Source organism: Serratia sp. 3ACOL1 (assembly GCF_003668775.1).
In the GTDB taxonomy this organism is placed as follows: domain Bacteria; phylum Pseudomonadota; class Gammaproteobacteria; order Enterobacterales; family Enterobacteriaceae; genus Chania; species Chania fonticola.
The window spans coordinates 2,109,752-2,131,458 of record NZ_CP033055.1 but is presented as its reverse complement, the minus strand read 5'-3'; the positions used below and the strand labels follow the sequence as shown (position 1 = coordinate 2,131,458).

The window sequence follows — 21,707 nt, the reverse complement described above, 5'->3', positions numbered from 1 at the left end:
CCCTGCTAGTTTGTCTCGCGGCTAACCTCAGCTTTAAGGGGACATACCGCCGATCACTGCCGCCAGCCGATCGAAAAACTCACCGAACAGGTGCTCGCAGAAGGGGGCCAGCATCGGCATCATCATGCCAAGGGTCAACATGCCGATGGTTAACGTGACCGGGAAACCGATCACAAACACCGAAAGCTGCGGGGTAACGCGGTTGAGCAGGCCAAGCGCCAGGTTCAGCGTCAGCAGCAGGCAGATCAGCGGTAACGCCAGCATCATACCGTTAATAAAGATCAGTGTTCCTGCCTGGGTCAGCGCCAGGAAACCGTTGCCGTTCAGCGGCTGTGCCTGGATCGGCAGGGTATGGAAGCTGTCTGCCAGCAGCGAGATCAGCCACAGGTGACCATCGAAGCTGAGGAACAATAACATCGCCAGCAGGTTCAGCAGGCGCGCCAGCAGTGGCGTATTGGGGCCGCCGGAGGGGTCGAAGAAGGTAGCGAAGGACAGCCCCATCTGCATGCCGATCACCTCACCTGCCAAGCGCACTGCAGCAAAGGCGAACTGCATCGTCAAACCGATCGCCACGCCGATCAGGATCTGCTGCACGGCCAGCCACAGGCCGGTGACGGAAAACAGGGGGATATTGCTGGTGGGCAGCGTGGGGGCGATCAGCAAGACGATCAGGCCGCCCAGGCCAATTTTCACCCGCTTGGAGATCTGCTTTTCGCTGAACAGTGGGGCGGTGCTAATCAGCGCCAGGACGCGCAGCAGAGGCCAGAAGAACTGGCTGAGCCAGACGCTGAGTTGGGCGCTGTCAAAGGTCAGCATGGTTAGCCGATCAGGTTCGGCAGGTTGCTGAACAGCATGCGCATGTAGTCCAGCAGCAGGTTGAGCATCCACGGCCCGGCAACGATCAGGGTGGCGACCACGGAGAGAATTTTGGGAATGAACGACAGCGTCATTTCGTTAATCTGCGTGGCGGCCTGCAACAGGCTGACGATCAGCCCGCTGAACAGCGCGGCCAGCAGCAGCGGGGCGGCTAGCGCCAGCGCCACTTTCATCGCTTCCGTACCCAGCGCCATTACCGATTCAGGTGTCATCTCTTTTCTCCAATATGGGAGGTTGCGTTCTGCCCCTCACCCCAACCCTCTCCCGAAGGGAGAGGGGGCTAATCTGTGCTCTTGGTAAGTCTGTGCTCCTTCGAAGAGAACACTAAAGCAACAACAAACTCGATCGGTCCCTTCTTCGAGGGGAGAGGGGGCTAATTTGTGCTCTTGGTAAGTCTGTGCTCCTTCGAAGAGAACACTAAAGCAACAACAAACTCGATCGGTCCCATCGTCGAGGGGAGAGAGAGTTAAATGGTGCTCTTGATAAGTCTCTGTACTTTCGGCAAGAACACTACGGCATCAGCACACTCGATCGGTCCCCTCTCCTGGGGGAGAGGGTTAGGGTGAGGGCGAGGGGGCAACACCGTTCTAGCTATAAAAACTCTGCGCCAGCGATCCCAACAGCAACTGCCAACCATCCACCAGTACAAACAACATCAGCTTGAACGGTAGCGAGATGGTCGCGGGTGGCACCATCATCATCCCCAGCGCCATCAGCACGCTGGCCACCACCAGGTCGATGATCAGGAACGGAATAAACACGGTAAAACCAATCTGGAAGGCGGTTTTCAGCTCACTGGTGACATAGGCGGGCAACAGAATACGCATCGGGACGGCCTCTGGGCCTTCCAACGCGGGCAGGTTAGCCAGCCTGGCATACAGGGCGAGATCGCTTTCCCGCGTCTGGCGCAGCATAAACTCGCGCAGCGGTTGCGAACCTTTGTCGATCGCTACCTCCATGCTGATCTTGTCCTGACTGAACGGCAGGTAGGCATCTTGGTACACCTTGTCGAACACCGGTGACATGATGAAAAAGGTCAAGAACAGCGCCAGCCCCAGCATCACCTGATTGGGCGGTGCCGACGGAGTGCCGAGGGCGTTACGCAGCAGCCCCAGCACGATGATGATGCGGGTGAAGCTGGTCATCATCAGCAGCATCGCTGGCAGGAAGCTGAGTGAGGTGATCAGTACCAGCGTTTGCACCGGCAGCGTCCAACTTTGGCCGCCGTTGGCCGTAGGTTGGCTAATCAGCCCCGGCAACTGTGCCAAAGCCGCAGGGCTGAGCAGTAGCAGGCCAGCGGCCAGCAGCGGGCCAAAAGCCCGGCGGTAGGAGAAGGGATTCATGCCGATTTATCCGGGCGTTTTAATACGTTTTGCATCAGCTGGCGGAAATCTGCCGGTGATTTATGGTCGGTTGCTTCCTGTGCCGGTGGGGCGGGCAGGGTGTGCAACGGGGTGATCTGCTGAGCCGTAACGCCCAGCACCAGCCAGGTATTATCCACTTCAACCACCACCACGCGTTCGCGTTGGCCAACCTGACAGCTGGCACGCAGGTTGAGCAATTTTTGATTGCCACGGGCCTGCGGGGCAAAACCCAGCCGGCGAAACAGCCAGCCAGCGAGCAGGATCAGCAGCAAAATAGCGCCGAGCGCGCTGCTGACCTGCATCAATACCGAACCGGTGGGCAGCGCCGAACCGGCGGGCTGCTGGGTGCTTTGCGTCTGCACGCTGGCGTTGGGGTTCATCAGCGGCTCAGGCGGCGCATGCGCTCGGAAGGCGTGATGATATCGGTGATGCGTACGCCGAACTTGTCGCCGACCACCACCACTTCGCCCTGAGCAATCAGATAGCCGTTGATCAGGATATCCAATGGCTCACCGGCCAGACCATCCAACGCCACCACCGAGCCTTGCGACAGGCGCAGCAGTTCTTTGATGGTCATCTTGGTGCGGCCCAGCTCCACGGTCAGCTTGACCGGAATATCCAGGATCAGATCGATATCTTGCAGGCTACCCAACGCATCCTGAGCTTCCAGCGACTTGAATACGCCTTCGGTAGAGGCGGATTTTTCGGTCGCCTGTTGCTCGTTAAACGCATCAGCCCACAGATCGTCTACGGAGTCCTTCTCTTCGCCAGACGGTTGTTTAGGATCACTCATTGGGCCGTTCCTCACTCAGGGCATTCAAAATAGGGTTAATCAAATGTTCAACACGCAGGGCGTACTGCCCGTTCAAGGTGCCGTATTGGCTGGTCAAGACCGGTACGCCGTCGACATGGGCGATCAGGCGTTCCGGCTTATCGATCGGTAACACGTCGCCCGGCTGGAGTTTCAGCACTTTCGACAGGCGCATCGGGATATCGACAAAGTTGGCTATCAGTTCAAGTTCGGAGTGCTGAACCTGTTTCACCAGCGTTTCTCGCCACTGGCTGTCTTCCTGGCGGGAGTTCTCCACCGGTGGGTTAGTCAGCAACTCGCGCAATGGCTCGATCATGGCGAATGGAATACAGATATTGAACTCACCGCTCAGCGCCCCGATCTCCACCTGGAACGGCGTGGTTACCACGATATCGTTGGGAGAGGTGGTGATATTGGTGAACTTGACCTGCATTTCGGCACGTACGTATTCCACATCGATCTTGTAGATGGCGCTCCAGGCATCGCCGTAGGCGTCAAGCGCCAAACGCAGCATGCGCTTGATCACCCGCTGTTCGGTTGGCGTAAATTCCCGGCCTTCGACCTTGGTAGGAAAACGGCCATCGCCACCGAACAGGTTATCCACGGCGATAAACACCAGGCTGGGGGCAAACACAAACAGCGCCGTGCCGCGCAATGGATTCAGGTGGACCAGGTTCAGGTTGGTCGGCACCGGCAGGTTGCGGGCAAACTCATGGTATGGCTGGATCTTGATCGCCCCGACGGTAATGTCCGGGCTACGGCGCAACAGGTTAAACAACCCCATGCGAAACTGACGGGCAAAACGCTCGTTAATGATCTCCAGCGCTTGCAGGCGCTCACGCACCACGCGGCGTTGGGTTGTGGGATCGTAAGGTTTGACCTCGTTTTCATGACCGATGACGGCGGCGGGTTCATCCCCCGCGCTGTCGCCATTGAGCAGTGCGTCGATCTCGGCCTGTGAAAGAATATTGTCGCCCATGGTTAATTACCGCAGTATGAAGGCAGTGAACAGCACATCGCTGACCACTTGCTTCGGTTGTCCCGTAACCAGCGGTGGGCTGAGCACGTCTTTTATCTGTGCCACCAGTTGCTGTTTCCCTTGCTCGTTGGCCAGTTGGCTTGCTTCCTGTCGTGAAAGCAGCATTAGCAGACGGCTACGCACTTCCGGCAGAAAATCGTTCAGCCGGCGGCGTGTTTCTTCATCTGGCAGGCGCAGCGTCAGGCCGATATACAGCACGCGGTCCAGGTTGTTATCCGGCGTCACCAGATTGACGGTAAAGGTATCCAGCGGCATAAACACCGGTGCCGGAGGTGGCTGTTTTTTTTCCTCGGCGGCGGGTTGACCGTTCTTATGCTGCTGCATCAACCACCAGCTATAGCCTGCGGCACCACATGCGCCCAAGGCGATCAGTACCAGCAGGATCACCAGTATTGGACGTTTTTTTGTTGCTGCTGTTGGAAGGGAGTTCTGAGACATTACTAAGTCAAATCCTGTTCTCTGCGTGCAGATAGGCAGCACGCAATACATGTAAAGCTATTATCCCGCTTATTCTGGGCTGCAATAGCCAGAATAGGCGGGGAAAAGCGTGCCAGCTTGGGCGTTTGCACGCCGTCAGGCGAAAATATCAACGCCGTCGACCGAACGGGCCATCGCCTGCAGCGCCGCTGGGGCGCTCAGGGTTTCAACGCCGGTTTCGGCGCTGCCGTGTTGTTCACGGTAAGAAGGCTGCCCGCCTTGGTGAGAGGCCTGCTGCTGTGACTGTTGCGGCTGCGGCAGTGACTCACCGCCAACGCTGCTCTGGCCAAGGTTGATGCCACTTTCCGCCAGCGCATGGCGTAGTTGGGGCAGCGCGGCTTCCACCGCCGCACGAACCTGGCCGTGTGCCGAGGCGATATGCAACTGGGCCTGGTTATCGTCGAGCTTCAGCGTGATTTGCAAGGCACCCAGTTCCTGCGGATGCAGGCGTAACTCGGCGCTCTGCTGGCCGTTGCGGTGGAACATCAGCACCTGCTGACTCAGCGCCTGTTGCCATTCCGGGCTGCCGAGTTGAGCGTTCAACTGTGGCGTTGCCGGTGCGCTCACCGTTGCGTTGACGGGTTGGCTGGCGATCACCGGGCTAGAAACTGGCGCAGGGGCCGCGTGCTGTGGCGTTGCAGTAGATTGCGCCGATTCAGCCGCCAGTTTCAGTGGGGTGGTGCCGCTATCCTGATTGTCATCGGCCTGAGAAGACAGTACCGCCGCCGCGTCAGTTTTGGCGGCCAAGGCGGATTTATCGTCTGCGTTCGGCTGCGATTTTGACGCTGGCAGACCGGTAGTGGATATCGCGGGTTTTTCGCTCAGGGTGGCTAACAGTGATGCAGCTCCTGTCAGCGGCGCTTCGTCCCCGTTTGGCTCAGCGGCGGTTGCAACCCCATTCCCCGGTAACGACTGCACTATGGTGGCAGGCAGCATGGCAAACAGGGCCTGCAAGCTGGCCGCATCCAAAGTATCGACAGGGTGCAACGGCTGTTCGTCATCGCGCTTGGTTAACCGGGTTTGGCTATCGTCTGCCGTATCCAGTTCCTGCGGAGCGGCCAGCAACCGGCCACGATCGCTAAACGAGGTCAGCAGTTGGTTAAGCTGTTGGCGGCTGAGGGTTGAGATTTGTGGATCTTCGGCCAGTAGCTGGGCCACGTTCGGCTTGCCTTTCAGTTGACCTTCGGGCGTGAAGCGCTCGCCGAGCAGTTGAGCAAAGCTGGCAGACAGTCCGGCATCATCCAACGACAGCGCGGTAAGGCCAGTCTCCGTGCCGTCAGCGGTCGCTGGCAAGCCAGAGAGAACGTTGAGATTCATGGGTTTAGATTCCTTTGTGAACTGCGTTGAGCGAACTCATCCATCAGTTTTTGGTCACGCTTGTTTTCCAGTATCAGTTCGGCGCTGAGGGCACGGGTGTTGAGCGTTTCAAAAGCGTTCAGCCGCTGCTGTTTGTCCTGCCACTGTTTGACCGCCCGTTCTACCTTCTCGCTCCACTGCAGCAACTGCTGGCGATGCTGGCTGATGGCCTGCTCGAGCGTGCCGATAAACTGCTGGTAGTTTTGCCAACTGGCGGAACCCATGCCACTAGACAGGGTGTTGTTCAGCTTTTGCCGATACTCATCCTGGTAGTTGAGCAGCATGGCAAGCTGTTGCTCCGCCGCCTGTTGCGCCTGACGTGCCTGGCCGAGGTGCTGTGCGGCCTGTTCTACGGCATCCTGCGCCAGATCGCGCAGGATAATCAGCGGTGACTGTGGTTTCATGGTGCTCAGGCTCCGTGGTTAAACAATCAGTTGCTGCAACTGCTGGCAGGCATCGTCGTAGCCGCTGCGTTCGAAGATGCCCTGTTGCAGATAGGCTTCCATCTGCGGATACAGCGTCATGGCCTTGTCCAGCAGCGGATCGCTGCCTGCGGCGTAGGCTCCTACACTGATCAGATCGCGGTTACGTTGGTAACTGGCCAGCATCTGTTTGAAGCTACGTACCCGCCGGTAATGCTCCTCGTCGATCAGCGAGGTCATGGCACGGCTGATCGAAGCTTCAATATCGATGGCGGGGTAGTGGCCCGCCTCCGCCAAGCGCCGGGAAAGAACCACATGGCCATCAAGGATGGCACGTGCCGAATCGGCAATCGGGTCTTGCTGGTCATCGCCCTCGGTCAACACGGTATAAAACGCGGTGATGGAACCGCCGCCAGTGATGCCGTTACCGGCACGCTCTACCAGCGCAGGCAGTTTGGCGAATACCGAAGGTGGATAGCCTTTGGTAGCCGGCGGTTCCCCGATTGCCAAGGCGATTTCTCGTTGCGCCATGGCGTAACGGGTCAGGGAATCCATAATCAGCAGCACGTGTTGGCCACGATCGCGGAAATCCTCAGCTATACGGGTGGCATAGGCGGCGCCTTGCATGCGTAGCAGCGGCGAAACGTCTGCCGGTGCGGCGATCACCACCGAACGGGCTCGCCCCTCGGTGCCGAGGATGTTTTCGATAAAGTCTTTCACTTCGCGGCCACGTTCGCCGATCAACCCAACCACGATAACGTCGGCCTGGGTGTAACGCGCCATCATGCCAAGCAGCACGCTTTTACCCACGCCAGAACCGGCGAACAGGCCCATGCGCTGGCCGCGGCCCACGGTGAGCAGCCCGTTGATGGTGCGCACGCCCACGTCGAGTACCTGTTCGATCGGGGTGCGCTGTAACGGGTTGAACGGGGCGGTGATCAGCGGCGCGCGGTAGCCGGTATCGGGTGCTGGCAGACCATCGAGCGGTTTGGCAGCGCCGTCGAGCACCCGGCCAAGCAATGCCGGACCAAGGGGTAACTGTTTGCTGGCGCTTTGCCCTTCAGGAGAGACGCGAGCATAGACCCGAGCGCCGGGCACGATGCCGTCGACTTCTTCCAGCGGCATCAGGAACAGCCGTTGGCCGTTAAAACCAACCACCTCGCTTTCTACCTCCTGCACCACACCGCTGTCATGGCGTTCGATCAGGCAGGTAGCCCCCAGCGGTAACTGCAAACCGGTGGCTTCCAGCACTAGCCCGGTGGCTCGGGTCAGGCGGCCATAGCGGCGCACCGCGGGCGCACGGGCAATGCGTTTTTCCAGACTGTCCAGCGAGTTCAGCCAGCGGCCGAGACGAACGGTCATCACAGCTCTCCCGGTGCGGCCAGACGGCACAGCTCATGCCAGCGGGTGGCCAGGCTGGCATCCAGATCGCCTTCTTCTGCGCTGACCTTACAGCCGCCTGGGTGTAACTGTCCGTCGGCCAGCAGCCGCCAGCCGTGCAGGCTGAGGGTGACACCAAGCTGCTGCTCCACCCGTTCGTAATCATCCGGGTGTACGCGCAGCTGAGGTTTACCGCTGAACATCGGTTCTTGCTGGATCAACTGTTGGATCTGGCCGAGCAGGGCGGTGCCGTCGCACACTGGCGCTTGGCCGATCACCTGTTTGGCCGCCGTCAGGGCCAACTGCATCAGACGTGAGGCAATCACGCTGTCGAGCGCGTCCAGCGTGTGCTGGAACTCGGTGACCAACTGCTGCCAATGTTCCGTGATCGGTTGCTGCTGCTGTTGGCCTGCCAGAATGCCTTGCTGACGGCCTTCCTCCAGCCCGGCCTGGAAACCGGCGTCATAGCCTTTCTGCTGGCCCTCGGCAAAGCCTTGTTGCTGACCTTGCTGTTGGGCCTGCAGACGCAGCATCTCCAGCCGTTGCTGTTCGTTGATGCTGTCATCCTGCGGGATGATGATCACCTCAGGTGGGCTTTCGGGTTCCAGCACCGGTTTGGGATCCGCCAGATCGTTAAGCGACCAGGGCTGCCAGGGCAGGGTGTTGAGGCGATCAGACATAGGTGTCCTCGCCACCGCCGATGATCATTTCGCCGGTTTCTGCCAGGCGACGTACCACCAACAGGATGGCCTTCTGTTCGTTCTCCACCTGAGACATACGCACCGGGCCACGGTTGGCCAGATCGTCGCGCAGGATATCGGCGGCACGTTGCGACATGTTCTTGAGGAACTTCTCGCGCAGTGGCTGTTCGGCCCCTTTCAAGGCGATCAACAGGGATTCGCTTTCCACGTCCTGCAACAGGCGCTGGATGCTGCGATCGTCCACTTCGACCAGGTTTTCGAACAGGAACATTTCGTCGATGATCTTCTGCGCCAGCTCGCCGTCGTAGTCGCGCATGGCACCGATAACCGCCTCTTCCTGCTGGGTTTTCATCAGGTTGATAATCTCGGCGGCGGTACGGACGCCACCCATTTTGCTGCGCTTGAGGTTCTGGCCGTCCAGCAGGTTGTTCAGCACTTCGGTCAGCTCTGCCAGGGCGTCTGGCTGTACACCGCCGAAGGTGGCGATACGCAGCATCACGTCGTTGCGTAGTCGCTCCTCGAACTGGGCCAGGATATCCGCCGCCTGGCCACGCTTGAGGTGTACCAGGATGGTGGCAATGATCTGCGGGTGTTCGTCGCGGATCAGATCGGCCGCGCTCTGCGGCTCCATAAAGTTGAGCGTTTCCATGCCGGAGGTGTCTTCGCGTGATTCGAGAATATCCTCCAGCAGGCTGCTGGCACGTTCTTCACCCAAGGCTTTAACCAGCACCGAGCGCAGGTAGTCGCTGGCATTGACGCTCAGCGCGGCATACTGTTCGGCATCGTCTTCAAACTCGCTGAGGACTTCCCCCAGCTGTTTGTGGGACACCTGACGCATGCTGGCCATGGTGCCACTCAACTGTTGCACTTCCCGTGACGAGAGGTGCTTGAAGACTTCGGCGGCGCGATCTTCGCCCAGCGTCATCAGCAGGATGGCGCTCTTTTCGGTACCTGTCAGGCTCATAGTTCGTTACTCATCCATTGACGGATCACCAGGGCGACCACGCGTGGATCTTTATCTGCCAGTTCGCGGATCCGCTGGCCCTGGACTTCAGCATTGACGCGCTGCTGTGATTTCTTATGCAGCGCCTGCTCTTCATGACTTGGCTTGTTGACCTCCGCCGGGCGGCTAGCTGGCGCCTTGGCAGCGGTGATCGCGGCCTGTTGTGCGAGCTGACGGCTTTGCAACTGTGGACGAACCAGCTTGCGCCACAGGATCCAGGCCACCAGCAGCACCAGCAAATAGCGGCCTGCGTTGAACAACTGATCGATAAACGACTGTGACTGCCAGAAAGGCAACTCGCCGCCGGTCTGCTCTACATCGTTGAACTGGGTGTTGACCACGTTAAGCGTATCGCCACGGCTGCTGGAGTAACCCATCGCTTCACGGACCAGCGATTCCACCTGGGCCAACTGTTCTTTGCTCATCGGCAGCGGTTTGCCGTCCTTATCGGTGCCCAGGGTGTTGAGCACCACGGCGACCGACAGGCGTTCCACCGCCCCAGCCTTGTGCTGGGTATGACGAATGGTGCGATCCACCTCATAGTTGGTGGTTTCATCACGGCGACTGTTTTGCGCTACGTTACCGCTAGCCCCGGTACGCGTGCTGTTATTGGCATTGTTTGCCGTGGCAGGAGTATTAGTATTGCCCGCAGCCGTAGTTTTTGGTGTTTCTATCGGCGCAGTCGGTGCTGCACTCGGCTGGTTGGAAAGGGCACCCGGTACGCCGCCGATCGGTTGCCCGCCGTTCTGTTCACTCTGGCTGAGCTGTCTGGAGCGAATCGCGGATTTATCCGGCTGCTGGTTGGGCTGGTACTGTTCGTCGGTTTGCTCGCGGGTGGAGAAATCGATTTGTGCCGTTACCTGTGCACGCACGTTCGCGCTGCCGACAATCGGTGCCAGAATGGCTTCAATACGGCGCTGATAGCGGTTCTCAACCTCATTGGCGTACTTCAACTGTGCGGCATTGAGATCGCGCCCGGTGCCGTCGGATTGGGTCAGCAAGCGGCCAGCCTGATCGACCACCGTGACGTTGCCCGGCGGCAAACCGGCCACGCTGCTGGACACCATATACACCACGGCATTGATCTGGCCGTCGTCCAAGGTGCGGCCAGGTTGCAGCGTTAGCGTTACGGAAGCTGAAGGATTCTTTTGTTCGCGCACAAACAGCGAAGGCTTAGGCAGCGCCAGATGTACACGGGCATTCTGTACTGGCCCCAGGGATTCGATAGTGCGTGACAGTTCGCCTTCCAGCGCGCGCTGGTAGTTGATCTGCTCGCTGAACTGGCTGATGCCGAATTTTTCCTGATCCAGCAGTTCAAAGCCGACGGCGCCTCCCTTAGGCAGCCCCTGTTGCGCCAGACGCAGGCGGGTTTCATGCACCTTTTCCGCCGGGATCATCAACGCAGAGCCGTTCTCGGTAAAGCGATAGGGGATGTTCATCTGCGTGAGTTGCGTGACGATAGCGCCGCCGTCGCGATCGTTGAGATTGCTGTACAGCACGCGGTAATCCGGGCTTTTGGCCCATAGCGTCAGCGCAACCACGATGGAGATCGCCGCCGAGGCCGCGATCAGCAGTGGAATTTTAGGGTTGGCACGCAGGCGATTCCATAGGGCCAGCAGGCCGTTATCACGGCTTTCACCATTCATGCTGGTACCCACTCTGGTGGGTTCGAGGTATGGCTAGCGTTGTTGTGTGATGACAAAACAGACTCCCTGAATACACAGTTCTTTACGGCCTAACAAAAGCGCCCCCATTTTTGGGCATGCCATTATTTGCTCTAGGGGCAAATTTTGATGGCCCGATAAACCGGTGTTTTTGCAGTTAATTAGCCGCTTTAACCGGAAAACACTGTGGTAGGGTGTTCAACATCGGGATCATGCAGGCGAATGAAGGCGCGGTTTTCCCGCCGTCTTTCAGGCCACCGCTTGAAATCCATAGGGTATGAATGAAGTGACGAGGTCATGATGGCAATTCAGGGTATTGAAGGAGTGGTGCAGCAGTTGCAAGCCACGGCGGTTCAGGCCGGAGCGCTGCGACAAAACGATCCGGTGCAGGGAGCAAGCTTTGCCAATGAGTTAAAGGCGGCTCTCGGTAAGATCAGCGAGACTCAACAAACTGCACGCCAGCAAGCACAGGATTTTGAATTGGGTGTGCCGGGTATCAGTTTGAACGACGTGATGGTCGATCTGCAGAAGTCTTCGGTGTCTTTGCAACTGGGAGTGCAGGTGCGTAATAAACTGGTTGCGGCTTACCAAGACGTCATGAATATGGCGGTGTAGCGGTAAATAAAGGGTGGCTTTAGCGCACAACAGATAATCAGCTCTGTATTGGCGTAAGCCTCCCTAATGTGATTCTCAGTGGTTTTCGACCCGTTTGCCTAATCAATAAATCATGGCAAGCCGGTGTCTTGAGCGTCGACGGTGTTTTTTATGGGCAACACCAATCTTTTTACTATCAATAACTTTAGCGTGTTTCTTAAAGGAAAAAAGGCATAAAACAGTCAGCGATGCTACCAAATACTCCATTATCTTATCCTCCTTGAAATTGGTTAATTAAGCTAATACTTGTAGTTATTGTCCTAAATGTCAATTAACCGGGATGTAAATTAGATATATCCTTACCGCATCAAGGAACTATCTCATATTTTTGAGTGGAGTCGTTTTCTGTCGCTTTTAGCCCACGCAAAAAGTATAGCCCGACGGTGAGGCAATTGAGTCTCATTCAAGCACTGGCAGAAAACCGCGAACTGTGTAACTTAAAGAAATACCTCTGTTTTATTGGAAGACCTAATTCTTAATGTACGGTGGTTGTTATTTTTTTGATCGTACTTTGGAGTCTGCTGATGCTGTTGTGGATAAGATGAACGATGCACAGCTTTGGCAAGGATGTTATTTCTTCTACGGAAATAATAGCGCTAATAGTATTTACTCAGGAAAGGTGATGAGCACTAAAAGTGAAGTGAGATGGCGTTTTTTCAGCATTGTCATGTTAATTGTGTTGGCCGCATTAATCTATGTGTTAGTTAAGTTCAACTGATGTACGGGCCACTCTGGGTGGCCTTCGTCACATCCTCAGCCTGCCGTTGTTAAAATCTGCACTTATTCCTCTACCGTATTTAGCCATGGATATGCCGGGGGCTGCGCGGCGGTGGGCTGCATAATTCGCTGGTGCCCACGGATGGCGGTAGGTGCGAAGCCGAATCGTTTACGGAAGCGTTCGGCAAAACGAGAAGAACTCTCATAGCTCACATATTGTGCAATGGCGGAAATCGGCCAGTCTGTGGCCTGCAATAACAGCAGCGCGCGGCTCATACGTACGTCGATCATCAGGCTGCGCAAGGCGCTATTCTCCGCCGACAGTTTACGCCGCAGCACCACCTCGCTCATCATCAGATTTTCAGCCACTTCAGCGGCGGTCCAAATCCGTTGCGGATCGCTTGCCAGCAAGCGGCGCACCTGCTGGGTCAGATTATTGGCTTCCTGGTGAGTGAATCGGATCCCCAGGTGTGCCAGCCACAGTAGGATTTCGCACATTTTATGGCGGATAATCATCTGGGGAAAACGATCGTGCAGCGTCAGTGCCAGCGCCGCGGTTTCAAAACTGTGCAAAAACGGGCAGGGGAGTTTCGTCAGCGTAGTGACGCCGGTGAAAGGGATCGGCGGCGGCGCGATAGGCGCATTGGCTAGCGTATCAAACAGCAAGGGATCGCAAATCAGCAGTTGGCAGCTGAATATTCCGCTGTCTGAAAGGCTATTAATCACATCGGCGGTTAGCCCACCTTCTATGATCAACAGCTCCCCAGCGCGAGCTACCACCTCCCGCTGCTGCCACCGTATACGTGTTTGCCCTTGCTGGATCAAAAACAGATGCGTCTGCTCAAAATAGAGCGACGGAAGTCGCAGTTCAGTATGCTGAATGATGTGTGCTGAGGCACCGATCCCAGGACAAAAATTAATTAAGCGTTCCATCAATATTCATTTCATCGTTATTATCTACGAATATCTTTACGCTTTGCTGGGGGATGGAGCAACATTTTTTCGCCTGTTGCCGATCACAACTCGGTAATTTACTTGTCAAGAATCAGTTTCCTGTTGAACAGAAAACGTCCGTGTCGGGATAAGTGTTATCCATTAAATCGGCAATAGTGCCAGCGGTTTGCATTTTCATGCATTACCTGCCATACGAATTATTCAAATCTCATGCGTTTATATTATGGTGCAACGGGATAATAATAGTGTTTTATCCTATTAATTACTTAGGACAGGCGGTTAAACATAAGATTTATCTTGATTGCGGCTCACCAAGCAGCAAAGCGCGGTCATGGAATTGACCGTAGGTGCTGTTGACCGCGCTCTGGCGGGTAGACTGCCCGATCAAAACCGTTAATTCGTTCATGCGTAGCTGCATCAGTCGCTTCACTTCGGTTTCGTTGTTGAGGATTTGCTGCAATTTACTGCGTAAAATATCCTGCAAGGTCGAAGATGGTTCAGGGATACCCGCCAGTTGGGCGGTTTTTTCTACCGCCTGGACGTAGGTGATCTCCATTTCAATCAGCGCATCCCACTGGCCAGCCTGCGCCAGTGTGATCATTTGCTCGCTCAGGGTATGGATCTGTTGATAGGCCGATAGCAGTTGTTGGTGGTGTTCCATTATACGCCGTCCTGAACGGGTTGATAATTTGGGCCAATTTGGCGCCAGGCGTCGGCAATGTTCTCCAGCAGCCCGCTGACCTCGTCAAGGGCTGCGACATCATTGTGCAGGTTGGCCTGCATCAGACGGCGTTTCATATAGTCATATAAGGCGGCGAGATTATCGGCGATCTCCCCCCCCTGTTCATGATTGAGGCCATTTTTTAGCCCGTTATCAATGATATTAATCGCTTTTGAGATCGCCAGCCCCTTGCCGGCGATATTCCCCTGATTCATCAGGATGCGTGCACGAAGCAGGGCGCTGAGCGCCCCGTCGAATAGCATCACGATGAGCTGGTGCGGGCTGGCACCCATCACGCCACTTTCTACACTAACCTGGGCGTAAGCCTGGGTTCCGCTGCGGTTGTACATGCTATTTTACCTGGTTAACACGCCTATTTAGACGTGAACTGTTGGGTTAAATAATTACTGGTACCATTCAGTTTCGACATCATGGTATCCAACTGAACAAATTGCTGTTTGTAACGATCGATGGAGTTTTGAATGCTTTCGGTCACGCGGGTGATTTGGGTATTCAAACGGTCGAGGTTGGTATTGATACTCTTGGTCGAGTTCTCAATCACGCCACCGGCCTTGATATAGTTTTGGATCTCATTGTGGATTTCCGTCGCCATACCGCTCTCCTTGCCATCACCAGCGAAGAAATTGGCCACCTGATCGGGTTTTTCATCGATCGCTTTTTTCAGCTTTTCGCTGTCCAATTCCAGTTTGCCGGTTTTGGTATTGGTAGTAATACCCAGGTTGCCCAGGCCCTTCAGCTCCGGGTTGTCCTGTGCGGCGCTCAGCGCGCTCTTGATTGAGGATTGGATGCCGCGCAGCGTGTTGTCGCCCAGCAGCGCCCCATTTTTGTTGTTCTGTGCTTCGCCACTCTTTACTGGGGTGTATTTGGTCAGGGAATTAAAGGTATCCAATAGCGAGTTATAGCTATCAACCCAAGCCTTGACCTTGTCCGAGGTGCCGCTTTTATCTGCGGTGATCACCAGGTTCTGCGGTTCGCCCGTTTTGGTGGTGGTTTTCAGATCCAGCGTCACCCCTTGCAGGGCGTCGGCGATCGAATTGGTACTGCGCTTGATGGTGGTGCCGTTAATGGTCAACTCGGCATCCTGGCCTTTGACCGTTTCCTTCATCGAGTTGCTGGTGCTGGTAGGATCATAATTTAAGATCGCCCCCAGTTTATCGTCATTATTAACCTGCACCTTGACCGTATTTTTTTCGCCGGTGGTGGAGGAACTGATGGCCAACTGATAGTCGTTGTCGCCCACGCGCATGATGGTGGCGTTCACCCCGGCTTTGGCGCCGTTAATCGCATCACGCATTTCCAGCAGTGAGGTTTGATCGTCACCTAGCGGGATTTTGACCTCTTTGGGCGGGTTGCCGGCGGTGATCGAAATCGAACGATCGCTGGCGCCGCTAGTGCCCAGCTTCTCCGCTTGATCTTTAATATCGGCCTTTGTCGTCAAGGTTTGCGGCTGCGCCAGGTGCAGCACCTCGACGCTATAGTTACCCGGGACCGATTTGGCGGTGGTAGTCACGTTAAACTGATCGTGAGTGGTGGCGGTAGTATTGTTAAAGAATTCTGGCTTGGCCAAATCCTTGCTCAGGTTATCGAATTTTTCCAGCGAGCTTTTCAACGTGCCGTAGGCAGTCAGCTTGGCGTTATAGCTGGTTTGCTGGGTAGTATAAGGTGTCAGACGTTGTTGTTCCGCCTTGGTCAGCTTGTCCAGCAAGCCGTTGAGGTCCAGCCCTGAGCCGATGCCTAATGAACTAATCGATGCCATTCGTGATTCTCCTATGGTCAATGACTTTTACGCTCTATGCGTTATCGGCTCAGTATTCAAAAAGTTTACGGATAAATAGAAAAAACGATGGCGCAGTAGAAGAGGGAAAAACAGCGTTATTCGCGCCATTGGCGAAAAGTGAAAAAAACGGAAAAAAAATCTAAAGGTTGCGGGGGGAGCGCCGATACCTGAGGAGACGGTGGTTGACGCCGTGGACCAACAAGGTCCGAACCCTTTAATTGTGAATGCGAACGTCGCAACTGATTCGTAAGGAAAGCAAATTATGGCACAAGTAATTAATACCAACAGCCTGTCGTTGATGGCGCAGAACAACCTGAACAAATCTCAGTCTTCTCTGGGGACCGCTATCGAGCGTCTGTCTTCCGGTCTGCGTATCAACAGCGCGAAGGATGATGCTGCGGGTCAGGCGATCTCTAACCGTTTCACCGCTAACATCAAGGGCCTGACTCAGGCTTCTCGTAACGCTAACGACGGTATCTCTCTGGCGCAGACCACTGAAGGCGCACTGAACGAAGTCAACGACAACCTGCAGAACATCCGTCGTCTGACCGTGCAGTCTCAGAACGGTTCTAACTCTTCTAGCGACCTGCAGTCAATCCAGGATGAAATCTCTCAGCGTCTGAACGAAATCAACCGTATTTCAGAGCAAACCGACTTCAACGGCGTGAAAGTGTTGAGCGGCGACCAGAAATTGACCATTCAAGTCGGTGCCAACGATGGTGAAACCATCGATATCGATCTGAAAAATATCAACGCCAAAACTCTGGGTCTGGATAAATTCAGCGTTGCTGATTCCATTGACCCTACTGCAGTGGGCACTACAGCAGTGACATCTATCGACAAGATGGCTGCTCCGACTATCGCAGCTGATACCAGTGCAACTACACCTAAGACATCTACCGACGGTAAAGTTTACAGCGATGGTACTGATTCTTACATCCAGACTGGTGCAAGTGAGTGGGTGAAAGGTGCTGTTAGTGGTACTGGCGAATTCTCCTTCGATTCAAGCGTTGCTGCCAGTGTTGTTACTACCAAACCAACCGGTTTGACAGAGCAGACTCAAGTTAAAGTAGGCACCACTACTGTAAGTGGTCTTAGCGCTGGTGATGAACTGCGTTCTTACACTGATGCAGCAGGTAAAGCTGGCTATGTGGTTAAAGGCAAAGATGCTGATGGTAATGATGCCTTCTTCAAAGCCTCTCTGGATTCCTCAGGTAAAGTAACCAAAGGCGCGCAACAGTCTACCGAACCGAAAACCACTGATCCACTGGCAGTACTGGATAAAGCTCTGTCACAGGTTGACGGCCTGCGTTCTTCCCTGGGTGCGGTACAGAACCGTTTCGATTCTGTTATCAACAACCTGAACAGCACCGTGAACAACCTGTCTGCATCTCAGTCTCGTATTCAAGATGCCGACTACGCGACCGAAGTGTCCAACATGAGCCGTGCCAACATCCTGCAACAGGCTGGCACCTCTGTTCTGGCCCAGGCTAACCAGTCTACCCAGAACGTACTGACCCTGCTGCGTTAATCGACTCCTTCAGATTAGCCTTGTCATCCAAACCCTGCTTCGGCAGGGTTTTTTTGTCTTCTGCTGCCGTCTGGGTTTTTACATGGCACAAATAAAGCCCGTTTTGTACGGCTGTTCAGACGATTGGTATTGCACCTGCTACGGATAATAGCCATGACTCCGTTATCCGCAGGTTAGACATAGTGAGCGATCTGTATACCGCCGAAGGCGTCATGGACAAAAATTCTCTCTGGCTACGCTACGTACCGTTAGTGCGCCACGAGGCGTTACGCCTGCAGGTTAGGCTGCCCGCCAGCGTGGAACTGGACGATCTGCTGCAAGCTGGGGGAATAGGGCTGTTAAACGCTGTTGAGCGTTACGATGCCCTGCAAGGAACGGCCTTCACGACCTATGCCGTGCAGCGTATTCGCGGCGCAATGCTCGACGAGTTGCGTAGCCGCGACTGGGTGCCGCGCAGCGTACGCCGCAACGCTCGGGAAGTGGCGCGCATGATGCAGCAGTTGGAACAGCGGCTTGGCCGCCCAGCAAGCGAAGTGGAGGTGGCGCAGGGGTTGGATGTCTCGCTGGACGAGTATCGCCAGATCCTGCTGGACACCAATAATAGCCAGCTATTTTCCTACGACGAATGGCAGGAAGAGCATGGCGACAGCGCCGAACCGGTGCTGGAAGGTCATGAAGCTGCCAATCCGCTGCATCAACTGTTGGAAGGCAATCTGCGCCAGCGGGTGATCGATGCCATCGAGGCGCTGCCGGAACGCGAAAAACTGGTGCTGACGTTGTATTACCAGGAGGAGTTGAATCTGAAGGAAATTGGCGCAGTGCTTGATGTGGGTGAGTCGCGAGTCAGCCAGTTGCATAGCCAGGCAATTAAACGCCTGCGGGCACGTCTGGCCCAGGACAACTGAACCCCAAAGCCTGCCTCCCTAACCAACCTGATTACTGCCGCAATAAATGGACTGCAAAAGATGCCAGGAAAACAGTTGAAGAAACGGCCACTCAGCCGCTACCTGAAAGATTATAAACACAGCCAAACCCATTGCTCCCAGTGCGAGAAGGTGCTCGACCGCATGGCACTGGTGTTCCGTGGCAAGATCATCAATAAGGAAGCCATCGCCCGGATGGATCAACCGATTGACGAGCTGGTCTGGCAAAACGTGCAAAGCGAGTTGACCGCGCTGTGCCGGTTTTGTAGTGAAATCTCCTGTAATAGTCACCCCAGCTACTTCGACATCATGGCGTTTAAACAGTATCTGTTTGAACAGACCGAGATGAACCACAGCACCATCCGCGAATATGTCGTGCGCCTGCGGCGCCTGGATGAAATGCTGGTGGCGCACAACTATCCTGCCGATCAGTTTGCCAGCGCGTTCAACCATCAGCGTATTATTGATGATCTGCCACCGGCGGTGAGCGATAACTACCGCATTGCGCTGCGTAAATACGACCAGTACCTGGCCTGGCAAAAAAGTTACTGAGACTGCGGACCCTTCTCCGCCAACTCATAATGTAGGGGCGCTGCATGCGGCGCCCGTTCAACTCCGTATTGATTAACTCGACTCGGCCAGCCGGGTTACCCTGCAGCCACCCCCACGAATAAAGAGTGATTATTCAGAGCACATCTGATAAATCTATCACTCAAACACCGTTATTTTATTCCCTGGGGGAAGTTGTGGATCTGCAACAGCAACTGGCGCAATTCCCGCGCCTGGATTTGGTTGGCTCTGCCACGCCGCTCGAAAAGTTATCCCGCCTTTCAGACTACCTTGGCCGCGACATTTACATCAAACGTGACGATGTCACGCCGATGGCCATGGGTGGTAACAAGCTGAGGAAACTGGAGTTTTTAGCCGCCGACGCGGTACGCCAAGGGGCCGATACCCTGGTTACCGCCGGTGCCATTCAATCCAACCACGTTCGCCAGACCGCCGCCGTGGCGGCCAAGCTCGGCCTGCAATGCGTTGCGCTGTTGGAAAACCCCATCGATACCAAAGCGGAAAACTACCTCAGTAACGGTAACCGTCTGCTGCTCGATCTGTTCAATGTTGAAGTGGTGATGTGCGATGCCTTGCATGATCCGCAGATGCAACTGGCCGATCTGGCCACACGTTTGGAAGCCCAGGGTTTCCGTCCTTATGTTATCCCCGTAGGGGGTTCCAACGCGCTCGGCTCATTGGGCTATGTGCAGTGTGCGCTGGAAATTGCTGCACAAAGCCATGGCGTCACCTTCAGTTCGATCGTAGTGGCATCCGGCAGTGCCGGGACTCACGCCGGCCTGGCGGTGGGGCTACAGCAACTGCTGCCTGAGAGCGAACTGATTGGCGTGACCGTTTCCCGCAAGGTGATCGATCAGTTACCGAAGGTTGAACAGTTGCAAAAAGCGGTCGCCTGTTCGCTGGATATTGACGAGCTGGCCCCCATTACCCTGTGGGATGACTATTTTGCCCCGCAGTACGGTATGCCGAATGACGAAGGTATGGCGGCGGTGAAGCTGCTGGCGCAGCAGGAAGGTGTGCTGCTGGACCCGGTCTATACTGGTAAGGCGATGGCGGGGTTGATTGATGGCATCAGCCAGAAACGTTTTCGCGATGAAGGTCCGATCCTGTTTGTGCATACCGGTGGGGCACCGGCGCTGTTCGCCTATCATCCGCAGGTCTGATGCCGAGCACAGTTGTTATTCCATTTAGAACTATAGTTATTAGGTTATATTCCTTTATGAAGTATTTATGACTGTTAAAGTCATGAAATCAAAAAGATAAACAACAGATGGGGTGTCTATGGTCTTTTCAAAATTTCGTCGTCAACTGCTGCTGGGTGTGATGGCCGTGGCGCTGACCACCGGCTTGAACGTGAAAACCTACGCGGCCGATAACTTGCTCGATCAGGTCAAGCAGCGCGGCACGCTGATCGTTGGGCTGGAAGGCACCTATCCGCCGTTCAGCTTCCAGGGCGAGGACGGCAAACTGACCGGCTTTGAGGTGGATTTCGCTAATGCACTGGCGGAACATCTGGGGGTGAAGGCCAAGCTCAATCCAACCAAATGGGACGGCATGTTAGCCTCGTTGGAGTCCAAGCGTATCGATGTGGTGATTAACCAGGTCACTATCTCCGATGAGCGTAAGAAAAAGTACGATTTCTCTACCCCTTACACCGTTTCCGGTATCCAGGCGCTGGTGAAGAAAGGCAATGAAGGCATTATTACCAAGGCCGACGACCTGAAGGGTAAAAAGGTCGGCGTGGGTCTGGGCACCAACTACGAACAGTGGCTGCGTGACAACGTGCAGGGTGTTGATGTGCGTACCTACGACGATGACCCAACCAAATATCAGGATCTGCGCGTAGGCCGCATCGATGCCATTTTAGTCGACCGTCTGGCGGCGTTGGATCTGGTGAAGAAAACCGGTGATACGCTGGCTGTCGCTGGCCCGGCATTCTCTCGCCAGGAAGCTGGCGTAGCGGTGCGTAAAAACAATCCGGAACTGCTGGCCGCTATCGATCAGGCGATTGCCGAAATGCAGAAAGACGGGACGTTGGCGAAGATCTCTGAAAAATGGTTTGGCGCGGACGTAACTAAATAATGCAAGAGAGTATCCAACTGGCGCTGGATTCAGCGCCATTTTTATTACGGGGTGCGCTGTTGACCCTCCAGCTCAGTCTGGGGGGCATGGCGCTCGGTTTGATCCTCGGTTTTTTGCTGGCGCTGATGCGCCTTTCGCCGTTATGGCCGATCTCCTGGCTGTCACGCATCTACGTTTCCCTGTTTCGCGGTACGCCGCTGATCGCCCAGCTGTTTATGATCTATTACGGCTTACCGCAGTTTGGCATCGAGCTGGATCCGTTCCCGGCGGCATTAATCGGCCTTTCATTAAACACCGCCGCCTATACGTCGGAAACGCTGCGAGCGGCGATTTCCTCGATCGATAAAGGGCAATGGGAAGCGGCGGCCAGTATCGGCATGACGCCCTGGCAGACTCTGCGCCGGGTTATCCTGCCGCAGGCGGCTCGCACCGCGCTGCCTCCGCTGGGCAACAGCTTTATCGGGTTGGTCAAGGATACCTCGCTGGCGGCGACCATTCAGGTGCCGGAGCTGTTCCGTCAGGCGCAGCTGATCACCTCACGTACGCTGGAAGTGTTCGCCATGTATCTGGCGGCATCGCTGATCTACTGGGTGATGGCCACCTTGCTTTCCGCGTTGCAGAACCGCCTGGAAGCGCACGTTAACCGTCAGGATCAGGAGTAGCC

The 21,707-nt window shown here is 55.5% G+C and carries 24 protein-coding genes; 7 read left to right on the top strand and 17 right to left on the bottom strand.

The features are described from left to right. Window positions 1-33: 33 nt before the first annotated feature. The 13 genes from fliR to fliF all read right to left on the bottom strand — a co-directional run bounded on the left by fliR (window position 34) and on the right by fliF (window position 11,075). Window positions 34-816 carry a flagellar biosynthetic protein FliR gene (fliR, locus tag D9980_RS09830; RefSeq protein WP_046808336.1) on the bottom strand — a complete coding sequence of 261 codons (783 nt, stop codon included), beginning with the start codon at window positions 814-816 and terminating at the stop codon, window positions 34-36. A gap of 2 nt (window positions 817-818) precedes the next feature. Continuing rightward, window positions 819-1,088 (bottom strand): flagellar biosynthesis protein FliQ, encoded by a 270-nt coding sequence (gene fliQ / locus D9980_RS09825; RefSeq protein ID WP_021180950.1) that lies wholly within the window; start codon window positions 1,086-1,088, stop codon window positions 819-821. A gap of 375 nt (window positions 1,089-1,463) precedes the next feature. Next, the gene (fliP, locus tag D9980_RS09820; RefSeq protein ID WP_059201113.1) at window positions 1,464-2,219 is read right to left on the bottom strand and encodes a flagellar type III secretion system pore protein FliP; all 756 of its coding nucleotides are present in this window, start codon (window positions 2,217-2,219) and stop codon (window positions 1,464-1,466) included. Next, complete coding sequence (fliO, locus tag D9980_RS09815; protein ID WP_024486400.1) at window positions 2,216-2,620, bottom strand: flagellar biosynthetic protein FliO; 405 nt, start codon at window positions 2,618-2,620, stop codon at window positions 2,216-2,218. Before fliO ends, fliP begins: the two co-directional genes overlap by 4 nt. Beyond that, window positions 2,620-3,033: a flagellar motor switch protein FliN gene (fliN, locus tag D9980_RS09810; RefSeq protein ID WP_021180953.1), complete on the bottom strand. Its 414-nt coding sequence runs from the start codon at window positions 3,031-3,033 to the stop codon at window positions 2,620-2,622. Before fliN ends, fliO begins: the two co-directional genes overlap by 1 nt. After that, the gene (fliM, locus tag D9980_RS09805; protein ID WP_121607164.1) at window positions 3,026-4,030 is read right to left on the bottom strand and encodes a flagellar motor switch protein FliM; all 1,005 of its coding nucleotides are present in this window, start codon (window positions 4,028-4,030) and stop codon (window positions 3,026-3,028) included. The genes fliN and fliM overlap by 8 nt, the downstream gene beginning before the upstream one ends. A 6-nt stretch (window positions 4,031-4,036) precedes the next feature. Beyond that, window positions 4,037-4,528 (bottom strand): flagellar basal body-associated protein FliL, encoded by a 492-nt coding sequence (gene fliL, locus D9980_RS09800; protein ID WP_021180955.1) that lies wholly within the window; start codon window positions 4,526-4,528, stop codon window positions 4,037-4,039. Between the two features lie 135 nt (window positions 4,529-4,663). Then, a complete protein-coding gene (locus tag D9980_RS09795; protein ID WP_121607163.1) occupies window positions 4,664-5,884 on the bottom strand; it encodes a flagellar hook-length control protein FliK in 1,221 nt (406 codons plus the stop codon). Then, window positions 5,881-6,327 (bottom strand): flagellar export protein FliJ, encoded by a 447-nt coding sequence (fliJ, locus tag D9980_RS09790; RefSeq protein ID WP_024486398.1) that lies wholly within the window; start codon window positions 6,325-6,327, stop codon window positions 5,881-5,883. Before fliJ ends, D9980_RS09795 begins: the two co-directional genes overlap by 4 nt. 18 nt (window positions 6,328-6,345) lie before the next feature. Then, the gene (fliI, locus tag D9980_RS09785) at window positions 6,346-7,707 is read right to left on the bottom strand and encodes a flagellar protein export ATPase FliI (RefSeq protein WP_121607162.1); all 1,362 of its coding nucleotides are present in this window, start codon (window positions 7,705-7,707) and stop codon (window positions 6,346-6,348) included. After that, window positions 7,707-8,405: a flagellar assembly protein FliH gene (fliH, locus tag D9980_RS09780; RefSeq protein ID WP_121607161.1), complete on the bottom strand. Its 699-nt coding sequence runs from the start codon at window positions 8,403-8,405 to the stop codon at window positions 7,707-7,709. Before fliH ends, fliI begins: the two co-directional genes overlap by 1 nt. Beyond that, window positions 8,398-9,390 (bottom strand): flagellar motor switch protein FliG, encoded by a 993-nt coding sequence (fliG, locus tag D9980_RS09775; protein WP_024486395.1) that lies wholly within the window; start codon window positions 9,388-9,390, stop codon window positions 8,398-8,400. The genes fliH and fliG overlap by 8 nt, the downstream gene beginning before the upstream one ends. Continuing rightward, window positions 9,387-11,075 (bottom strand): flagellar basal-body MS-ring/collar protein FliF, encoded by a 1,689-nt coding sequence (gene fliF, locus D9980_RS09770; protein WP_162304251.1) that lies wholly within the window; start codon window positions 11,073-11,075, stop codon window positions 9,387-9,389. The genes fliG and fliF overlap by 4 nt, the downstream gene beginning before the upstream one ends. A gap of 318 nt (window positions 11,076-11,393) precedes the next feature. Here fliF and fliE point away from each other — a divergent pair, with 318 nt between their 5' ends. Beyond that, complete coding sequence (fliE, locus tag D9980_RS09765) at window positions 11,394-11,708, top strand: flagellar hook-basal body complex protein FliE (protein ID WP_024528887.1); 315 nt, start codon at window positions 11,394-11,396, stop codon at window positions 11,706-11,708. A gap of 819 nt (window positions 11,709-12,527) precedes the next feature. Here the strand turns inward: fliE and D9980_RS09755 are convergent. The 4 genes from D9980_RS09755 to fliD form a co-directional block, all read right to left on the bottom strand. Further along, a complete protein-coding gene (locus tag D9980_RS09755) occupies window positions 12,528-13,397 on the bottom strand; it encodes a helix-turn-helix transcriptional regulator (RefSeq protein WP_121607158.1) in 870 nt (289 codons plus the stop codon). A 313-nt stretch (window positions 13,398-13,710) separates the two neighbouring features. Next, window positions 13,711-14,079 carry a flagella biosynthesis regulatory protein FliT gene (fliT, locus tag D9980_RS09750; protein WP_121607157.1) on the bottom strand — a complete coding sequence of 123 codons (369 nt, stop codon included), beginning with the start codon at window positions 14,077-14,079 and terminating at the stop codon, window positions 13,711-13,713. After that, complete coding sequence (gene fliS / locus D9980_RS09745) at window positions 14,079-14,489, bottom strand: flagellar export chaperone FliS (RefSeq protein WP_024528884.1); 411 nt, start codon at window positions 14,487-14,489, stop codon at window positions 14,079-14,081. Before fliS ends, fliT begins: the two co-directional genes overlap by 1 nt. Before the next feature lie 23 nt (window positions 14,490-14,512). Continuing rightward, complete coding sequence (fliD, locus tag D9980_RS09740) at window positions 14,513-15,916, bottom strand: flagellar filament capping protein FliD (protein ID WP_121607156.1); 1,404 nt, start codon at window positions 15,914-15,916, stop codon at window positions 14,513-14,515. 283 nt (window positions 15,917-16,199) lie between these two features. Here fliD and D9980_RS09735 point away from each other — a divergent pair, with 283 nt between their 5' ends. From D9980_RS09735 to tcyL, 6 genes are all read left to right on the top strand, one after another. Next, complete coding sequence (locus D9980_RS09735; RefSeq protein WP_121607155.1) at window positions 16,200-17,468, top strand: FliC/FljB family flagellin; 1,269 nt, start codon at window positions 16,200-16,202, stop codon at window positions 17,466-17,468. Between the two features lie 182 nt (window positions 17,469-17,650). Then, window positions 17,651-18,373 (top strand): RNA polymerase sigma factor FliA, encoded by a 723-nt coding sequence (locus D9980_RS09730; RefSeq protein WP_121607154.1) that lies wholly within the window; start codon window positions 17,651-17,653, stop codon window positions 18,371-18,373. Window positions 18,374-18,433: 60 nt separating this feature from the next. Further along, window positions 18,434-18,943, top strand: coding sequence for a flagella biosynthesis regulatory protein FliZ (gene fliZ / locus D9980_RS09725; RefSeq protein WP_121607153.1), 510 nt, complete (start codon window positions 18,434-18,436; stop codon window positions 18,941-18,943). 194 nt (window positions 18,944-19,137) lie between these two features. Next, window positions 19,138-20,124: a D-cysteine desulfhydrase gene (locus D9980_RS09720; protein ID WP_024528879.1), complete on the top strand. Its 987-nt coding sequence runs from the start codon at window positions 19,138-19,140 to the stop codon at window positions 20,122-20,124. Between the two features lie 118 nt (window positions 20,125-20,242). Beyond that, window positions 20,243-21,043 carry a cystine ABC transporter substrate-binding protein gene (gene tcyJ / locus D9980_RS09715; RefSeq protein ID WP_021180971.1) on the top strand — a complete coding sequence of 267 codons (801 nt, stop codon included), beginning with the start codon at window positions 20,243-20,245 and terminating at the stop codon, window positions 21,041-21,043. Beyond that, window positions 21,043-21,705 (top strand): cystine ABC transporter permease, encoded by a 663-nt coding sequence (tcyL, locus tag D9980_RS09710; protein WP_021180972.1) that lies wholly within the window; start codon window positions 21,043-21,045, stop codon window positions 21,703-21,705. The genes tcyJ and tcyL overlap by 1 nt, the downstream gene beginning before the upstream one ends. Window positions 21,706-21,707: the final 2 nt, after the last annotated feature.

Excerpts from the sequence above, each read along its gene's own strand:
- fliR (WP_046808336.1), bottom strand. The coding sequence starts at position 816 with ATGCTGACCTTTGACAGCGCCCAACTCAGCGTCTGGCTCAGCCAGTTC.
- fliQ (WP_021180950.1), bottom strand. The coding sequence starts at position 1,088 with ATGACACCTGAATCGGTAATGGCGCTGGGTACGGAAGCGATGAAAGTG.
- fliP (WP_059201113.1), bottom strand. The coding sequence starts at position 2,219 with ATGAATCCCTTCTCCTACCGCCGGGCTTTTGGCCCGCTGCTGGCCGCT.
- fliO (WP_024486400.1), bottom strand. The coding sequence starts at position 2,620 with ATGAACCCCAACGCCAGCGTGCAGACGCAAAGCACCCAGCAGCCCGCC.
- fliN (WP_021180953.1), bottom strand. The coding sequence starts at position 3,033 with ATGAGTGATCCTAAACAACCGTCTGGCGAAGAGAAGGACTCCGTAGAC.
- fliM (WP_121607164.1), bottom strand. The coding sequence starts at position 4,030 with ATGGGCGACAATATTCTTTCACAGGCCGAGATCGACGCACTGCTCAAT.
- fliL (WP_021180955.1), bottom strand. The coding sequence starts at position 4,528 with ATGTCTCAGAACTCCCTTCCAACAGCAGCAACAAAAAAACGTCCAATA.
- D9980_RS09795 (WP_121607163.1), bottom strand. The coding sequence starts at position 5,884 with ATGAATCTCAACGTTCTCTCTGGCTTGCCAGCGACCGCTGACGGCACG.
- fliJ (WP_024486398.1), bottom strand. The coding sequence starts at position 6,327 with ATGAAACCACAGTCACCGCTGATTATCCTGCGCGATCTGGCGCAGGAT.
- fliI (WP_121607162.1), bottom strand. The coding sequence starts at position 7,707 with ATGACCGTTCGTCTCGGCCGCTGGCTGAACTCGCTGGACAGTCTGGAA.
- fliH (WP_121607161.1), bottom strand. The coding sequence starts at position 8,405 with ATGTCTGATCGCCTCAACACCCTGCCCTGGCAGCCCTGGTCGCTTAAC.
- fliG (WP_024486395.1), bottom strand. The coding sequence starts at position 9,390 with ATGAGCCTGACAGGTACCGAAAAGAGCGCCATCCTGCTGATGACGCTG.
- fliF (WP_162304251.1), bottom strand. The coding sequence starts at position 11,075 with ATGAATGGTGAAAGCCGTGATAACGGCCTGCTGGCCCTATGGAATCGC.
- fliE (WP_024528887.1), top strand. The coding sequence starts at position 11,394 with ATGGCAATTCAGGGTATTGAAGGAGTGGTGCAGCAGTTGCAAGCCACG.
- D9980_RS09755 (WP_121607158.1), bottom strand. The coding sequence starts at position 13,397 with ATGGAACGCTTAATTAATTTTTGTCCTGGGATCGGTGCCTCAGCACAC.
- fliT (WP_121607157.1), bottom strand. The coding sequence starts at position 14,079 with ATGGAACACCACCAACAACTGCTATCGGCCTATCAACAGATCCATACC.
- fliS (WP_024528884.1), bottom strand. The coding sequence starts at position 14,489 with ATGTACAACCGCAGCGGAACCCAGGCTTACGCCCAGGTTAGTGTAGAA.
- fliD (WP_121607156.1), bottom strand. The coding sequence starts at position 15,916 with ATGGCATCGATTAGTTCATTAGGCATCGGCTCAGGGCTGGACCTCAAC.
- D9980_RS09735 (WP_121607155.1), top strand. The coding sequence starts at position 16,200 with ATGGCACAAGTAATTAATACCAACAGCCTGTCGTTGATGGCGCAGAAC.
- fliZ (WP_121607153.1), top strand. The coding sequence starts at position 18,434 with ATGCCAGGAAAACAGTTGAAGAAACGGCCACTCAGCCGCTACCTGAAA.
- tcyJ (WP_021180971.1), top strand. The coding sequence starts at position 20,243 with ATGGTCTTTTCAAAATTTCGTCGTCAACTGCTGCTGGGTGTGATGGCC.
- tcyL (WP_021180972.1), top strand. The coding sequence starts at position 21,043 with ATGCAAGAGAGTATCCAACTGGCGCTGGATTCAGCGCCATTTTTATTA.